Below are 13,861 nucleotides of genomic sequence, written 5' to 3'. Positions count from 1 at the left end.
GGTTTCCCTCCCGCCACCGCATCGCTACATCGGTGCGCATGACCGACACGCTGCTCGACCCGCTCGTCCTCCCCGATTTCACCGCACTGACGCCCGAGGCGATCGCACCCGCGCTCGACGCCGCGATCGCGCGGCATGCCGAGGCGGTCGCGACCGTGACGCGCGATCGTCCGACGACCTTCGGGGAAGCGTGGCTGCCGCTGGAGCGCGCCGAGGCGGGGGTGGATGCGCTGTGGTCGGCGGTGTCGCACCTGCGCGGCGTCGCCGACACGCCCGAGCTGCGCGCCGCGCACGCCGCGGGGCAGGAGAAGCTCGTCGCCCATTTCATGGCCGTGGCGCAGAACCGCGACCTCTACGACGTGCTGACCGCGCTGGAGGCGTCCGCGGGCTTCGCCGACCTGCCGCAGGCCGATCGCGTCGCGGTCGAACATGCAGTGCGCGACTTCCGGCTCGCAGGCGTCGCGCTCGACGATGAACAGCGCGCGCGCTTCGCCGACGTGTCGGTCGCCTTGTCGTCGCTGTCCACCGAGTTCGGCAGCGCGGTGCTGGACGCGACCGACGCCTGGACGCTGCACATCACCGACGTGGCGCGACTGGCGGGGATCTCCGCACCCGACAAGGCGATGTTCGCCGCCGCGGCGCAGGCCAAGGGGCTCGATGGCTGGCTGGTCACGCTCCAGCAGCCCAGCGTGAACGCGGTGCTGACCTTCGCCGAGGACCGCGACCTGCGCGCCGACGTGTACCGCGCCTACGGCACCCGCGCCTCGGATCAGGGGCCGAATGCCGGCGACTATGACAACGGTCCGCGGATCGCGCGCATCCTGGACTTGCGGCGCGAGGCCGCCACGTTGCTCGGCTTCACCGATCCGGTCGCCCTGTCGCTGGAGACGAAGATGGCGCCGAACGCGGGCGAGGTGCTCGCCTTCCTGCGCGACCTGGGCCAGCGCGCGCGGCCCGCTGCGGAACGCGACCTGGCTGCGCTGCGTGCCTTCGCCGCTGGGGAACTGGGGATCGCCGACCTGCAACCGTGGGACGCGGGGTTCGTCGCGAACAAGCTGCGGCAGGCGCGCTATGCGGTCGATGAGCAGGAAGTGCGCGGCTATTTCCCGGTCGAGCGCGTCACCGCCGGGTGGCAGTCGCTGCTCGGGCAGTTGTTCGGGCTGACGCTTCAGCGCCGCGACGACGTGGCGCTCTACCATCCCGACGCCTGCTATTACGATGTCGCCGACGACAGCGGCGAGGTGTTCGCCGGGCTGTACCTCGATCTCCACGCCCGCCCCGGCAAGCGCGGCGGCGCGTGGATGGCGCAGGCACGGCCGCGGTTGCGCGACGGCAACACCGTCCGTGTGCCGGTGGCCTATCTGGTCTGCAACTTCGCGCCCAGGGGCGCGGAACAGCCGTCGCTGCTGAGCCACAACGACGTCGTGACGCTGCTGCACGAAACCGGCCATTGCCTCCACCACCTGTTCACGCGCGTCGACCGGCCGTCGATCGCCGGGACCAGCGGGTTCGAATGGGACGCGGTCGAGTTGCCGAGCCAGCTGATGGAGGATTTCGCCTGGAATCGCGCGATCCTGACCGCGATGTCGGGGCATCACGAAACGGGCGCGCCGCTGCCGCCGGAGCTGTTCGACAGGATGGTCGCCGCACGCCGCTTCCAGTCGGGGATGTTCATCGTCCGCCAGCTGGAATTCGCGCTGTTCGACCTCCTGCTCCACCTCGGCACGATGGGCAGCGACCCGATGGAGGTGATCGATGCGGTGCGCGACGAGGTGTCGGTGCTGCGCCCGCCCGAATGGCACCGCTTCCCGCACGCGTTCAGCCATATCTTCGCGGGCGGCTACGCCTCGGGTTATTACAGCTATCTCTGGGCGGAGGTGCTGGCGGCGGACGGGTTCGGCCGGTTCGCGGAGAACGGGCTGATCGACCGCGCGACCGGCACCGCGCTGCGCGAGGAAGTGCTGGCGCGCGGCGCGACGCGGCCGGCGGCGGAAAGCTTCCGCGCCTTCCGCGGGCGCGATGCCGATCCGGTCGCGATGCTGGTCCGCCATGGCCTGCTGGAGGACGCGCGGTGAGCGTGCTGATCCTCACCACCGGCGGCACGATCGACAAGCTCTACTTCGACGCGCTCAGCGAATATCAGATCGGCGACAGCGTGGTCGAACGCCTGCTCAAGACGGCGCGCGTCGCGATGCCGTTTCGGGTGCGCGAACTGCTACGCAAAGACAGTCTGGAGCTCACCGACGGCGACCGGGCGCTCATATTGACTGCTATTTTGGAGGCAGAAGAAGCACGGATCGTCATCACGCATGGCACCGACACGATGACCGACACCGCGCGCGTGCTCGCCGGAAAGACGAACAAGACGATCGTGCTGGTCGGCGCGCTCGCCCCCGCGCGCTTCGCGGACAGCGACGCGACCTTCAATCTCGGCATGGCCTTCGCCACCGCGCAAGTGGCGGGGCCGGGCGTGTGGATCGCGATGAACGGCACGATCTTCGACGGGACGAAGGTGCGAAAGGACCGCTCGATCAACAGCTTCGTCGCGGCCTGAGCAGCGCTTCGCGACCGCCGGGTGCCTTTCCGGCTTTCCCGTCCGCGCCCCATGGGTTAACAGCCGCGGGCATGACGGCGGTGGATCAGCCCGCGCAGGGACGTTTCGAGGGGAGCAGGCACCTCTTCGCGCTGCGCGTCTATTTCGAGGACACCGACCTGTCGGGCGTGGTCTATCACGCCAATTACCTGCGATATCTGGAGCGCGCACGCTCCGACATGCTGCGGGTCGGCGGGATCGACCAGCGCGCGACCTTCGATAGCGGCGGCGGCGCCTACGCGATCACCGATCTGGCGATCAAATATCGCGCGCCGGCGCGGCTCGACGACGCGCTGCTGATCGAAAGCCGCATGGTGCAGATCCGGGCGGCCAGCGTCGTCATTCATCAGACAGTCAGGCGCGCGGCGGAAATGCTGGCTGAAGCGACGGTCACCGCGGCACTGGTCGGCCCCGACGGGCGGCCGCGTCGCCAGCCCGCCGCCTGGGTCGACACGTTCCGCCGCCTCGCGTCATTGGGGGAAGACACACCGTGAATCCGATTTTGCAGACCGACGCGGCCACGCTGTCGCCGATCGCGCTGTTCCTGCAGGCCGATTGGGTGGTGAAGGCGGTGATGCTGGGGCTGCTGTTCGCCAGCATCTGGACCTGGGCGATCATCATCGGCTTCTGGCTGAAGCTGGGACGCACGCGCCAGCGCACCGAGGCGTTCGAGCGCGATTTCTGGAAGGCCGAGGACATCGACGCCTTCTACAAGTCGCAGACGCACACCGACCTCCCCTCCGCGCGGATCCTGAATGCGGGGGTCACCGAATGGCGGCGCTCGACGCAGGGGCAGAAGATCGACCGCGAGGGCACGCGCGAGCGGCTGGCGACCGTCATGGGCTCCGCGGTGGCTCGGGAGATCGACCAATTGTCCGATCGTCTCAACGTCTTGGCGACGGTCGGGTCGGTGGCGCCGTTCGTCGGGCTGTTCGGCACCGTGTGGGGGATCATGCGCAGCTTCACCGCGATCGCCAGCCAGCAGAACACCAGCCTGTCGGTGGTGGCGCCGGGGATCGCCGAGGCGCTGTTCGCCACCGCCATCGGTCTGTTCGCGGCGATCCCGGCGGTGATCGCGTACAATCGTTTCAGCCATTCTATCAACCGGATAGAGGCGCGGCTGAACCGGTTCGCGGACGGTTTCCACGCGACGCTTTCGCGGCAGCTCGACGGCGAACGCTGATGGCGATGAACCTGCCTTCCGCGCGGGGGAAGGGGCGGCGCGCGCCGATGGCGGAGATCAACGTCACGCCGCTGGTCGACGTGATGCTGGTCTTGCTCATCATTTTTATGGTGACGGCTCCGCTACTTACGCAGGGAGTGCCGGTGAACCTGCCCGACAGCCGCGCCAAGCCGCTGGATCAGGAGCTGCAGCCGGTCGAGATCTCGCTCGACGAAAAAGGCAGCATTTTCATCGCCAAGGAGGAAGTCGCCGCCGACGCGCTGCCCGGCCGGCTCGCCGCGATCGCCGAGACGGGCAAGGCGGGCGAGCCGCCGCAGGTGTTCCTGCGGGCCGATCGGGGACTCGATTATGGCCGCGTGATGCGCGTGATGGGCGAATTAAACCGCGCAGGACTCAATCGGGTCGCGCTGGTGACGGTAGGCGACGAATAAGTGGAGCGTGGGGAGAAGATCGGTGTCGGTATTGCCGTGGCAGGGCATGTCCTGCTGTTCGGCGTGCTGTCGGTCGGCTTTCTCACCACCCCCAATCCGATCAAGTTGAAGCAGACGCCGGTCGAGGTCAGCCTGGTCAAGGACGTCGCGCTGGAGGCCGCGGCGCCGCAGCAGACCGAAGCGCCGTCGCAGGCGGTGGCCCCCGATGTCGGCGAGCCCGAGGAAGCGCCGCCGCCCGCCGAGGCGCCGCCGCAGCCCGCGCCCGCGCCGGTCCCGGAACCCGCGCCGGCCCCCGAACCGAAGCCTGCGCCCAAACCGGCGCCGCCCAAGCCCGCGCCGCCGAAGCCCGCACCCAAGCCGGCGCCCGCGCCGAAGCCGGTCCCCAAGCCGCAGCCCAAGCCCAAGCCGGCACCTCCGGCGGCGGAGAAGGCGCCGGCCAAGCCCGCGCCGACGAAGCAGGAAAGCGCCGCGGCGTCGTCGAGCAAGGCGAAGACCCCGCCCGCCGCATCGAAAGGCAAGGGCAAGACCGAAACCGCCAAGGGCGAGAAGCCCCGCGGCAGCCGGCTGGGCAGCGATTTCCTGAAAGGGCTGACCGCGGAGAAGAGCGATGCCAAGCCCAACGACGCGCCGCCCTCGGCCGCGCGCGTCGACGGCCGCGCGCTGGCCGCGATCCAGCAGGCGATCGCGCGGCAGATCCAGCCGTGCGCCGACCGGCAGGTCGATCCGGGCCCGGGCGCGAACCAGATCGTGACGACGCTGAACCTGCGGCTGAACCGCGACGGATCGCTGTCGGCGACGCCGACCGTGGTGCGGCAGAACGGCGTCGACGATGACAACCGCCGGTATGCGCGGCGCGTGGTCGATCTGGGGATCGCGGCGTTCAAGGGCTGTTCGCCGTTGAAGCTGCCTGCGGAATATTATGCCACCGCCAACGGGGGGTGGAGCAACATCAACTATAATTGGAAACTGCGGTGATGCGATACCGGCTGCTCCTTCTCGCCACGCTCGTTGCCACCCCCGCGCTGGCGCAGCAGGTGCCCGCCCCCGTCGCCGACCCGAATGCGGCGGCCGCAGCCCCCGCCGGGCAGACGCCGCCGCCGCTGGAGGTCGACGTGACCGGCGGCATCTCCGCGCCGATGCCGATCGCGATCCCGCCGATGCCGACGCAGGCGGTGGTGCAGACCGCGGCGGGCGCCACCGACCAGCTCGGGCGACAGCTGGCCGACATCGTCGCCAACGACCTGCGCAATTCCGGGCTGTTCACGCCGCTGGCGCCCGGGCGGATGCGCGCGATCGCGTTTCCGGAGGTGACCGCGCCGGCGTTCGACTATTGGGGCGGATCGGGTGCGCAGGCGCTGGTGCAGGGATACGTCCGCGCCAACGGCGACGGGACGCTGACGGTCGGCTGCTATCTGTATGACGTGTCGGCGCAGACGCAGCTGGCGCGGCAGGGGTTCGTGGTGCCGCCGTCCGACTGGCGGCGCGCCGGGCACAAGTGCGCGGACATGGTCTACACCCGTCTGACCGGCGAGGGCGCCTATTTCGACAGCCGCGTCGTCTATGTCAGCGAGACCGGGCCGAAGGCGAACCGCATCAAGCGGCTGGCGATCATGGACCAGGACGGCGCAAACAGCCGCTTCCTGACCGCGGGCTCGTCGATCGTGCTGACGCCGCGCTTCGCGCCGAACCAGCAGTCGATCGTCTATATGAGCTATGTCGGCAAGACGCCGGCGATCTACGTCTACGACATCGGATCGGGGCGGCAGCGGCTGGTGGTGCAGAATGTCGCGACGACCTTCGCGCCGCGCTTCTCGCCCGATGGCCGCTACATCCTCTTCTCGATGGCGCAGGCCGGGAACACCGACCTGTACCGCGTGGCCGCCGCGGGCGGCACGCCCCAGCGGCTGACCACCTCGCCGGGGATCGACACCGGCGGCAGCTATTCGCCCGACGGATCGAAGATCGTGTTCGAGAGCGATCGTTCCGGCGGCCAGCAATTGTACGTGATGAACGCGGACGGATCGAACCAGCAGCGGATCAGCTTCGGCGGCGGCCGCTACGCGACGCCGGTGTGGAGCCCGCGCGGCGACCTGATCGCGTTCACCAAGATCCAGGGCGCGTTCCGCATCGGCATCATGAGCCCGAGCGGGCAGGGCGAGAAGCTGCTGACCAACAGCTGGCAGGACGAGGGTCCCTCGTGGAGCCCGAACGGCCGCGTGCTGATGTTCTTCCGACAGGGGCGCGGCAACGCCGGCAAGGCCGATCTGTGGTCGGTCGACCTGACCGGGGTGAACGAGCGTCGCGTGCCCACGCCGCTGGACGGATCGGATCCCGCCTGGGGACCGCTGCGTCCGTGATAGTGTTTGAACGATAGAAGAGGAGAACGCCGATGGCCCGCCTGACGACCACCCTGCTGATGGCGACCGCACTGGTCGCGACCGCCGCCTGTTCCAAGAAGCGCCCCGAGGTGCTGCCGCCCGCGCCGGGGGCGGCGCCGGCGCCCACGACCGGGACCGGCGCGGCCGATCCCAACGGCGGCGTGACGCCGGGCTCGGCGGCCGATTTCAAGCGCTCGACGCAGGGCGATACGGTGCTGTTCGGGCTCGACCAGTATGACATCGACGCGACCGCGCGCGGGATCCTCGATTCGCAGGCCGAGTGGTTGCAGCGGTACAACAACGTGACGATCACGATCGAGGGCCATGCCGACGAGCGGGGCACGCGCGAGTACAATCTGGCGTTGGGCGACCGGCGCGCCAATGCGGCGAAGAACTACCTGGCCGCGCGCGGGATCGCCCCGTCGCGGATCACCACGATCAGCTATGGCAAGGAGCGGCCGGTGGCATTGGGATCGGACGAGGCGAGCTGGGCGCAGAACCGGCGCGCGGTGACGGTAGTCGTCGGGGGGTAACCTGCTCCCTCTCCCTCCGGGGAGAGGGCTGGGGTGAGGGGTAGGTGTCTCACCGAGACCTACCTCTCTGCGAGGCACCTGCCCCTCACCCGACCCTCTCCCCACAGGGGAGAGGGCTGTTACGTTCATTCACGCCGGGGTGATCGGCGGGTTTTCCATCTCGGCCTTGACCTCGACGATCAGGTCCTTGCGGCTGAGCTTGCCGATCATCGTCTTGGGCATCGTCGCGCGGACCACCACGCGGTCGACGCGTTCGTGCTTGCCGAGCTGCGGATTCAGCCACGCCGCCAGCGTCGCGCCGTCCGCCTCCATGCCTTCGTTGAGCGTCACATAGGCGCGCGGGAGTTCGCCGCGGTAGGTGTCGGGCAGGCCGATCACCAGCGCCTCGCGCACCGCGGGATGGTGGTAGAGCACCGCCTCGATCTGGCTGGGGAAGACCTTGAACCCGCCGACCGAGATCATGTCCTTCAACCGGTCGACGATCGCGATGAAGCCGTCGGCGTCGATCGTGCCGACGTCGCCGGTGCGCAGCCAGCGGCGTCCCTCCGCGTCGATGGCGAAGGTCGTGTCGTCGGCATCGGGACGGTTCCAATAGCCGGCCATGATCTGCGGCCCCATCGCGACGATCTCGCCGGGCTCGCCCTCGGGGGCCGGGCGGGTCGGGTCTTCCTTGTCGACCAGCCGGATGCGCGTCGCGGGCAGCGGCTGGCCGATCGTCCCCGACTTCGCGCCGTTCTCATACGGGTTGGTGGTCAGCACGCCGCTGCTCTCCGACAGGCCATAGCCCTCGATCAGCGTCGATTGCGTGGTCGCTTCCCATTTCGTCTTCAGCTCGGCGGCCAGCGGTGCGCCGCCGGAGATGCAGACGCGCAGGGACGAGAAATCGGTCTTCGCGCGCGCGGGATGGTCGAGCAGCGCCTGGTACATCGTCGGTACGCCGGGCAGCGAGGTCGGGCGGGTGCGCGTGATCGTCGCCAGCGCCTGTGCGGCGTCGAAGCGCGGCAGCAGCACCATCTCGCCGCCGGTCACGATCGTGCGGTTCATGACGCAGGTGTTGGCGAAGACGTGGAACAGCGGCAGCACGCCCAGGATGCGGTCGGGCGCGTCGGGTTCGGGATCGAGCTGCGACACCTGCCGCGCATTGGCGCTGACGTTGGCGTGGGTCAGCATCGCGCCCTTCGGCACGCCGGTGGTGCCGCCGGTATATTGGATCAGCGCGACGTCGCGCCCGGCGTCGATCGCGGGCGGGGCGAAGGCGCCGTCGTTGGCGATGAGCGTGGAGAAGGCGACGACGCGCGGGTCGGCAGGTCGCTCCGCGGTCTCACGGCGTTTGAACAGGCGATAGGCGAGCGACTTGGCGGGCGGCAGGACGCCGGCGACGGAGCCGACCACCAGCCGCTCCAGCCCGCTCTTCTCCAGCACCTTCAGCGCGGTCGGCAGCAATGCGGTAGCGGAGACGGTGAAGATCACCCGCGTGCCCGAGTCCTCCACTTGGTGGCACAGTTCGTCGACCGAATAGAGCGGCGAGAAGTTGACCACCGTCGCGCCGAGCCGCAGCGCGCCGTGATAGGCGGCGAGGTAATGCGGCACGTTGGGCAGGAACAGCCCGATGCGGTCGCCCTTGCCGTAGCCGAGCGCGGCGAGCCCGGTGGCGACACGGCGCACGCCGTCCGCAAGCTGGGCATAGGTATAATGCCGGCCGAGGAAATCGATCGCGCGCCGCTCCGCATGGCGCGCGGCGGACGCCTCGAACAAGGCCGGCATCGACAGCGGCGGGTAATCGGAATCCCAGGCGATGGGATGGCGATAGGCGGTGCGCCAGGCATGCTCTCCAGTCATTGACACGACTGTAAGCAACAAACCGGCCCGCGCAAGCGGTCAGCGTGTCCGGTTGGTGCCGAGCAATGCCCCCAGCCGACCCGCCGCGGCGATCGCCAGCGCGGCCGGCGGGGCCCACTCAGCCTCGAACCGCGGCATCAGGTCGTCCTCGACCGTCACCGAGAACCTCCCGATCATCGGCGCGCGGTGGCTCGCCCCGACCAGAAGCAGCGCGGCGGCAGCGACGAGCACGATTCGGCGACGGCGGTAATTCGGCGGCTGCGGCATGATGTCGTCCCTCTCTCGACAGGACGGATCCTAGCAGATCAGGCGGCTTCCGCCCAGCGCAGCCGGTCGCGCCCGGCGCGTTTGGCGGCGAACAGCGCGTCGTCGGCACGGCCGTACAGCCGCTTCCATTCGGTTTCGTCGACGATCGACCCGCACCCGCTGCCGAGCGATGCCGTGACGGCGAGGTCGAACGGCATCGTGGCGGTGCGGATCGTCGTCAGAATCGCTTCGGGCAGCGCGGTGGCCGCGGCGGGGGCGAGCACCGCGAACTCCTCGCCGCCGATCCGCGCGACCAGCGTGTCGGCGGGTGCCGCGCGGCGCAACGCATCGGCGAACACGCGCAGCACCTGGTCGCCGCCGTCATGGCCGAGCGTCTCGTTGACCTGCTTGAAATGGTCGATGTCGACCAGCACCAGCAGGTGGCGGTCATGCCGCCCGATCGCCTCGCGCAGGAAGCTGCGGCGGTTCATCAGGCCGGTCAGCGCGTCGCTGTCGGCGAGCAGCCGCGCGCGCATCTCCTGCTCGCGCGCCTCGTCGCGTTCCTCGCCCAGCTGCTTGAGCCGCCAGGCGATCGCGAGCGCGCTGCAACACGCCTCCAGCGCCATCGCGATCAGCGTCGAATTGTCGATCCAGAAGTTCCAGTCGATCACGCCGAGCGCCTGCATCACCCGCGCCGAGGCGGTGAGCAGCGGCAGCCCCCAGGCGATCGAGAAGGCGCGCGCATAGCGATCCTTGCCGTGCCAGCCGCGCCACAGCAGCGGCAAGGTGAGCAGCAGGGTCGCGAGGAACGATGCCGAGATCAGCCGGTCGAGCAGCAGCGCGTGCCACGGCATGAACGCGACATAGGCGAGCGACGTGACCACCAGCGCGGCGATGCTGAGGTCGATCGCGGGGCGCAGCCAGCCGCGCGTCACGTCGGGCGCGAAGAAGCGGCGTGCGAAGACCATCGCGCTGCACAGCGTCGCCGACAGCAGCAGCACGTTCAGACGCAGCCGCAGGTTGTTGTCCATGCCGGTCAGCTCGCCGAGCAGCCCCGAACTGCTGGCGGCATAGCCGATCAGGAAGATCACCATCGCGCAATAGGGCGGGTGGAAGTGCTGGCGCAGCGCGACGCCGAGTGCGGCGTTGAAGATCAGCAGCGCCGCCGCCAGCCCCACGAACGCGGCGTAGAAGGCGGCGAGTTGCAGTTCGTACCGCTGCGCCAGGTCGGCGGAGACGAGATGCGGATCGAGCACCAGCCCGCGCAGGTTCGCCGCGCCGCGGACGTGCCACAGCAATTGCACCGGACGCGCGTCGCTCTCCGGAAGCGGCAGCGCGAAGGTGGCGCCGAGCGCGAGGTGCCGCCACGCGGTGGCGCTGGTGAAGCCGGTCGTGCGGACCGAGCCGTCGGCGTAGCGGACGTACAATGTCACGGCGTCCTGCCACAGGCTGCCGGAGCGGACCGTAACGGCGGCGTCGACCGGCGGCAGGATCGCGGAGCGCACCCAGAAATCCCCTGGGCCGGCGCCGCGCTGCGGCTTCGCGCATGCGAATGCGGCGGGGGTGGCGAACATGGCGGCGGGGCGGTCGCCGGGGAGCGCGGGGCGGAAGCAGGTGGCGATCGCCACGTCGGTCTGCGCCGAGGCCGCCGCCGGGCACAGCGACATGGCCGCGATCAGCGTCGCCACCATGGTTAGCCAGCGATGAACCATCCCCCCCGACATGCGCGGAAGCTAGTCGGGAAAGTGCAAACAGATCGTTAATGCAGGGAAGGCATTCGTAAATAATCTTACATCGTCCGCGACCGCCGCGCCGCCCGTGAGGACGACCGATAGGCCGTTATCCCAGCGGGTTGGCCGATCGTCACCGCGACAAATCGTCGCCGCTGCGGCCGCGTAAAGGTTAACGGGCCGGGCAAGGTGCCCGGCCCGTCGGCGGCGCCGTCAGTCGGCTGCGGCCGGGGCCGCCTTGCCCTTCTTGCCCGGCTTCTTGGGTGCGGCCGGCTCGATCGCGAAGCTGAGCGCGCCGTCCTTCATGTGCACGGTCACCTCGCCGCCGTGCACCAGCTTGCCGAACAGCAACTCCTCGGCGAGCGGCTGCTTGATCTTTTCCTGGATCAGGCGGCCCATCGGGCGGGCACCGTACAGCTTGTCATAGCCCTTCTCGGTCAGCCAGGTCTTGGCCTCCTCGTCGAGCTTGATGTGGACGTCGCGGTCGGCCAGCTGCAGTTCGAGCTGGAGGATGAACTTGTCGACCACGCGCGCCACGACTTCCGGCGGCAGGTAACCGAACGGGACGATCGCATCGAGGCGGTTGCGGAACTCCGGCGAGAACATCTTCTGCACCGCCTGCTCGTCCTCGCCCTCGCGGGTGAGCGCACCGAAGCCGATCGTCTCGCGCGCCATGTCCGCCGCGCCCGCATTGGTCGTCATGATGAGGATGACGTTGCGGAAATCGACGGTCTTGCCGTGCTGGTCGGTGAGGCGACCGTTGTCCATCACCTGCAACAGGATGTTGAACAGATCCGGATGCGCCTTCTCGATTTCGTCGAGCAGCAGCACGCAATGCGGATTCTGGTCGACCGCATCGGTCAGCAGGCCGCCCTGGTCGAACCCGACATAGCCCGGAGGCGCACCGATCAGCCGGCTGACCGAATGGCGTTCCATATATTCCGACATGTCGAAGCGCTGGAGCGGGATGCCGAGGATCGTCGACAATTGCTTGGCGACCTCGGTCTTGCCCACGCCGGTCGGCCCGGTGAACAGGTAGTTGCCGATCGGCTTCTCCGGCTCACGCAACCCCGCACGCGCCAGCTTGATCGCCGAGGACAGCTTCTCGATCGCCATGTTCTGCCCGAAGACGACCCGCTTCAGGTCGGTCTCCAGCGTCTCGAGCTGCTTCTTGTCGTCCGTCGACACGCTCTTCGGCGGGATGCGCGCCATCGTCGCGATCACCGCCTCGATCTCCTTCGCCGTGATCGTCTTCTTGCGCTTGTTCGGCGCCACCAGCATCTGCATCGCGCCGACCTCGTCGATCACGTCGATCGCCTTGTCGGGCAGCTTGCGGTCGTTGATGTAGCGGGCCGACAGCTCGACCGCCGACTTGATGGCGTCGGGCGTGTACTTGACCGAATGATGCTCCTCGAACGCCGAGCGCAGCCCGGCGAGGATCTTGATCGTGTCCTCGATCGTCGGCTCGTTCACGTCGATCTTCTGGAAGCGGCGCAGCAGCGCGCGGTCCTTTTCGAAGTGGTTGCGGAACTCCTTGTAGGTCGTCGAGCCGATGCAGCGGATGGTGCCGCCCGACAGCGCCGGCTTGAGCAGGTTCGACGCGTCCATTGCGCCGCCGCTGGTGGCACCGGCGCCGATGACGGTGTGGATCTCGTCGATGAAGAGCACCGCGTGCGGCAGCTTCTCCAGCTCGTTGACGACCGCCTTCAGCCGCTCCTCGAAATCGCCACGGTAGCGGGTGCCGGCGAGCAGCGCGCCCATGTCGAGCGAATAGATGACCGCCTGCTTGAGGACGTCGGGGACCTCGCCCTCGACGATCTTGCGCGCCAGCCCTTCGGCGATCGCGGTCTTGCCGACGCCGGGATCGCCGACATAGAGCGGGTTGTTCTTGGAGCGGCGGCACAGGATCTGCACCGTCCGGTCGACCTCCGCCGACCGCCCGATCAGCGGATCGACCTTGCCGATCTTCGCCTTTTCGTTGAGGTCGACGGTGAACTGCTTGAGCGCGCTCTCGCCCTTCTTGCCGGGCGCCTCGGGCTTGTCCTTTTTCTCTTCCTCGGGCGTGCCCTTTGCGCTGGTCGCCTCGGGGGTGGCGGCACCCTTGCCGACGCCGTGGCTGATGAAGCTGACCGCGTCCAGCCGGCTCATGTCCTGCTGTTGCAGGAAGTAGACCGCGTAGCTTTCGCGTTCGGAGAAGAGCGCGACCAGCACGTTGGCGCCGGTCACCTCGTCGCGGCCCGACGACTGGACATGGAGGATCGCGCGCTGGACGACGCGCTGGAACCCGCTGGTGGGGGAGGGGTCGGTCGCGGCATCGACCTTCAGCGCGCCCAATTCGGTATCGAGATAGTGCGCGACGGTGGTCTTGAGCTCGCCCAGGTCGACGCCGCACGCGGACATCACCTGGCCCGCATGTTCGTCGTCGATGAGCGCGAGCAACAGATGTTCGAGCGTCGCATATTCGTGGCGGCGCGACGAGGCGGCCTCGAGTGCCTTGTGCAGCGTGGTCTCGAGGGCGCTGGCGAATGACGGCATCAGGTTACTCCTTGCAGGCCGCGTGAAGCCACGCGACCTCTTGCCACGAATGTCGTGATGATGGCGGGCCGCATCAAGCACCCCCCGTTCACCACGTCTCGACCGCGTACCCCGGCAACCTGTCGTCCGCTGCCGGCGTCGACCTTATTTCCTGAATAACGCGTCGGCACTTGCGCGATGGTTAACGGCGCCTTCGATCTTTTTGCGCGCGCGCGCGATCTCGCCCTCCAGCGCAGCGATGCGCGCCTCCAGCTCCGCCAGCGACAGCCGGTCGAGATCCTCGCGCAGCAGCGCGGTCAAGGGATCGTCGGGGCGCGCCCCCAGGATGTCGTCGAGGTCCACGGGCAGCATCGTTGACGCTGGGGGGTGCGGAGTCAATATGAACCCTGACCA

The 13,861-nt window shown here is 68.8% G+C and carries 13 protein-coding genes; 8 read left to right on the top strand and 5 right to left on the bottom strand.

Annotated elements, in window-relative coordinates; translation table 11 throughout:
* Positions 1–38: 38 nt before the first annotated feature.
* From J2Y58_RS07430 to pal, 8 genes are all read left to right on the top strand, one after another.
* The gene (locus J2Y58_RS07430) at positions 39–2,075 is read left to right on the top strand and encodes a M3 family metallopeptidase (protein WP_310100873.1); all 2,037 of its coding nucleotides are present in this window, start codon (positions 39–41) and stop codon (positions 2,073–2,075) included.
* Positions 2,072–2,554 carry an asparaginase domain-containing protein gene (locus J2Y58_RS07425; RefSeq protein WP_310100869.1) on the top strand — a complete coding sequence of 161 codons (483 nt, stop codon included), beginning with the start codon at positions 2,072–2,074 and terminating at the stop codon, positions 2,552–2,554. The genes J2Y58_RS07430 and J2Y58_RS07425 overlap by 4 nt, the downstream gene beginning before the upstream one ends.
* A gap of 71 nt (positions 2,555–2,625) precedes the next feature.
* On the top strand, positions 2,626–3,087 hold the full coding sequence (locus J2Y58_RS07420; RefSeq protein ID WP_310100867.1) for a YbgC/FadM family acyl-CoA thioesterase: 462 nt from the start codon (positions 2,626–2,628) through the stop codon (positions 3,085–3,087).
* Positions 3,084–3,776 (top strand): protein TolQ, encoded by a 693-nt coding sequence (tolQ, locus tag J2Y58_RS07415; RefSeq protein ID WP_310100864.1) that lies wholly within the window; start codon positions 3,084–3,086, stop codon positions 3,774–3,776. The genes J2Y58_RS07420 and tolQ overlap by 4 nt, the downstream gene beginning before the upstream one ends.
* Positions 3,776–4,207: a protein TolR gene (tolR, locus tag J2Y58_RS07410; RefSeq protein WP_310100861.1), complete on the top strand. Its 432-nt coding sequence runs from the start codon at positions 3,776–3,778 to the stop codon at positions 4,205–4,207. The genes tolQ and tolR overlap by 1 nt, the downstream gene beginning before the upstream one ends.
* Positions 4,208–5,182: a cell envelope biogenesis protein TolA gene (locus J2Y58_RS07405; RefSeq protein WP_310100858.1), complete on the top strand. Its 975-nt coding sequence runs from the start codon at positions 4,208–4,210 to the stop codon at positions 5,180–5,182. It begins immediately after the preceding gene.
* Complete coding sequence (tolB, locus tag J2Y58_RS07400; RefSeq protein ID WP_310100855.1) at positions 5,182–6,564, top strand: Tol-Pal system beta propeller repeat protein TolB; 1,383 nt, start codon at positions 5,182–5,184, stop codon at positions 6,562–6,564. Before J2Y58_RS07405 ends, tolB begins: the two co-directional genes overlap by 1 nt.
* 32 nt (positions 6,565–6,596) lie before the next feature.
* Positions 6,597–7,118, top strand: a complete 522-nt coding sequence (gene pal, locus J2Y58_RS07395; protein WP_310100852.1) for a peptidoglycan-associated lipoprotein Pal — start codon at positions 6,597–6,599, stop codon at positions 7,116–7,118.
* Between the two features lie 129 nt (positions 7,119–7,247).
* On the opposite strand, the gene J2Y58_RS07390 is transcribed toward pal, so the two are convergent.
* The 5 genes from J2Y58_RS07390 to J2Y58_RS07370 form a co-directional block, all read right to left on the bottom strand.
* Positions 7,248–8,957 (bottom strand): long-chain fatty acid--CoA ligase, encoded by a 1,710-nt coding sequence (locus tag J2Y58_RS07390; protein WP_310100849.1) that lies wholly within the window; start codon positions 8,955–8,957, stop codon positions 7,248–7,250.
* A 39-nt stretch (positions 8,958–8,996) separates the two neighbouring features.
* Positions 8,997–9,224: a hypothetical protein gene (locus J2Y58_RS07385; protein ID WP_310100846.1), complete on the bottom strand. Its 228-nt coding sequence runs from the start codon at positions 9,222–9,224 to the stop codon at positions 8,997–8,999.
* A 38-nt stretch (positions 9,225–9,262) separates the two neighbouring features.
* Positions 9,263–10,891 carry a diguanylate cyclase gene (locus J2Y58_RS07380; RefSeq protein WP_310100843.1) on the bottom strand — a complete coding sequence of 543 codons (1,629 nt, stop codon included), beginning with the start codon at positions 10,889–10,891 and terminating at the stop codon, positions 9,263–9,265.
* 255 nt (positions 10,892–11,146) lie between these two features.
* Positions 11,147–13,468 (bottom strand): ATP-dependent Clp protease ATP-binding subunit ClpA, encoded by a 2,322-nt coding sequence (clpA, locus tag J2Y58_RS07375; RefSeq protein ID WP_310100840.1) that lies wholly within the window; start codon positions 13,466–13,468, stop codon positions 11,147–11,149.
* 144 nt (positions 13,469–13,612) lie between these two features.
* A complete protein-coding gene (locus tag J2Y58_RS07370) occupies positions 13,613–13,810 on the bottom strand; it encodes a DUF1192 domain-containing protein (RefSeq protein ID WP_310100838.1) in 198 nt (65 codons plus the stop codon).
* Between the last annotated feature and the right edge of the window lie 51 nt (positions 13,811–13,861).

The organism is Sphingomonas sp. BE138 (genome assembly GCF_031456125.1).
Taxonomy (GTDB): Bacteria; Pseudomonadota; Alphaproteobacteria; order Sphingomonadales; family Sphingomonadaceae; genus Sphingomonas.
The sequence above is the reverse complement of the archived record's forward strand: the minus strand, read 5'-3'. Positions and strand labels throughout refer to the sequence as shown.

What these genes read in the sequence shown, in the direction of transcription:
- J2Y58_RS07430 (WP_310100873.1), top strand. Translation starts at nt 39, where the DNA reads ATGACCGACACGCTGCTCGACCCGCTCGTCCTCCCCGATTTCACCGCA.
- J2Y58_RS07420 (WP_310100867.1), top strand. Translation starts at nt 2,626, where the DNA reads ATGACGGCGGTGGATCAGCCCGCGCAGGGACGTTTCGAGGGGAGCAGG.
- tolR (WP_310100861.1), top strand. Translation starts at nt 3,776, where the DNA reads ATGGCGATGAACCTGCCTTCCGCGCGGGGGAAGGGGCGGCGCGCGCCG.
- tolB (WP_310100855.1), top strand. Translation starts at nt 5,182, where the DNA reads ATGCGATACCGGCTGCTCCTTCTCGCCACGCTCGTTGCCACCCCCGCG.
- pal (WP_310100852.1), top strand. Translation starts at nt 6,597, where the DNA reads ATGGCCCGCCTGACGACCACCCTGCTGATGGCGACCGCACTGGTCGCG.
- J2Y58_RS07390 (WP_310100849.1), bottom strand. Translation starts at nt 8,957, where the DNA reads ATGACTGGAGAGCATGCCTGGCGCACCGCCTATCGCCATCCCATCGCC.
- J2Y58_RS07385 (WP_310100846.1), bottom strand. Translation starts at nt 9,224, where the DNA reads ATGCCGCAGCCGCCGAATTACCGCCGTCGCCGAATCGTGCTCGTCGCT.
- clpA (WP_310100840.1), bottom strand. Translation starts at nt 13,468, where the DNA reads ATGCCGTCATTCGCCAGCGCCCTCGAGACCACGCTGCACAAGGCACTC.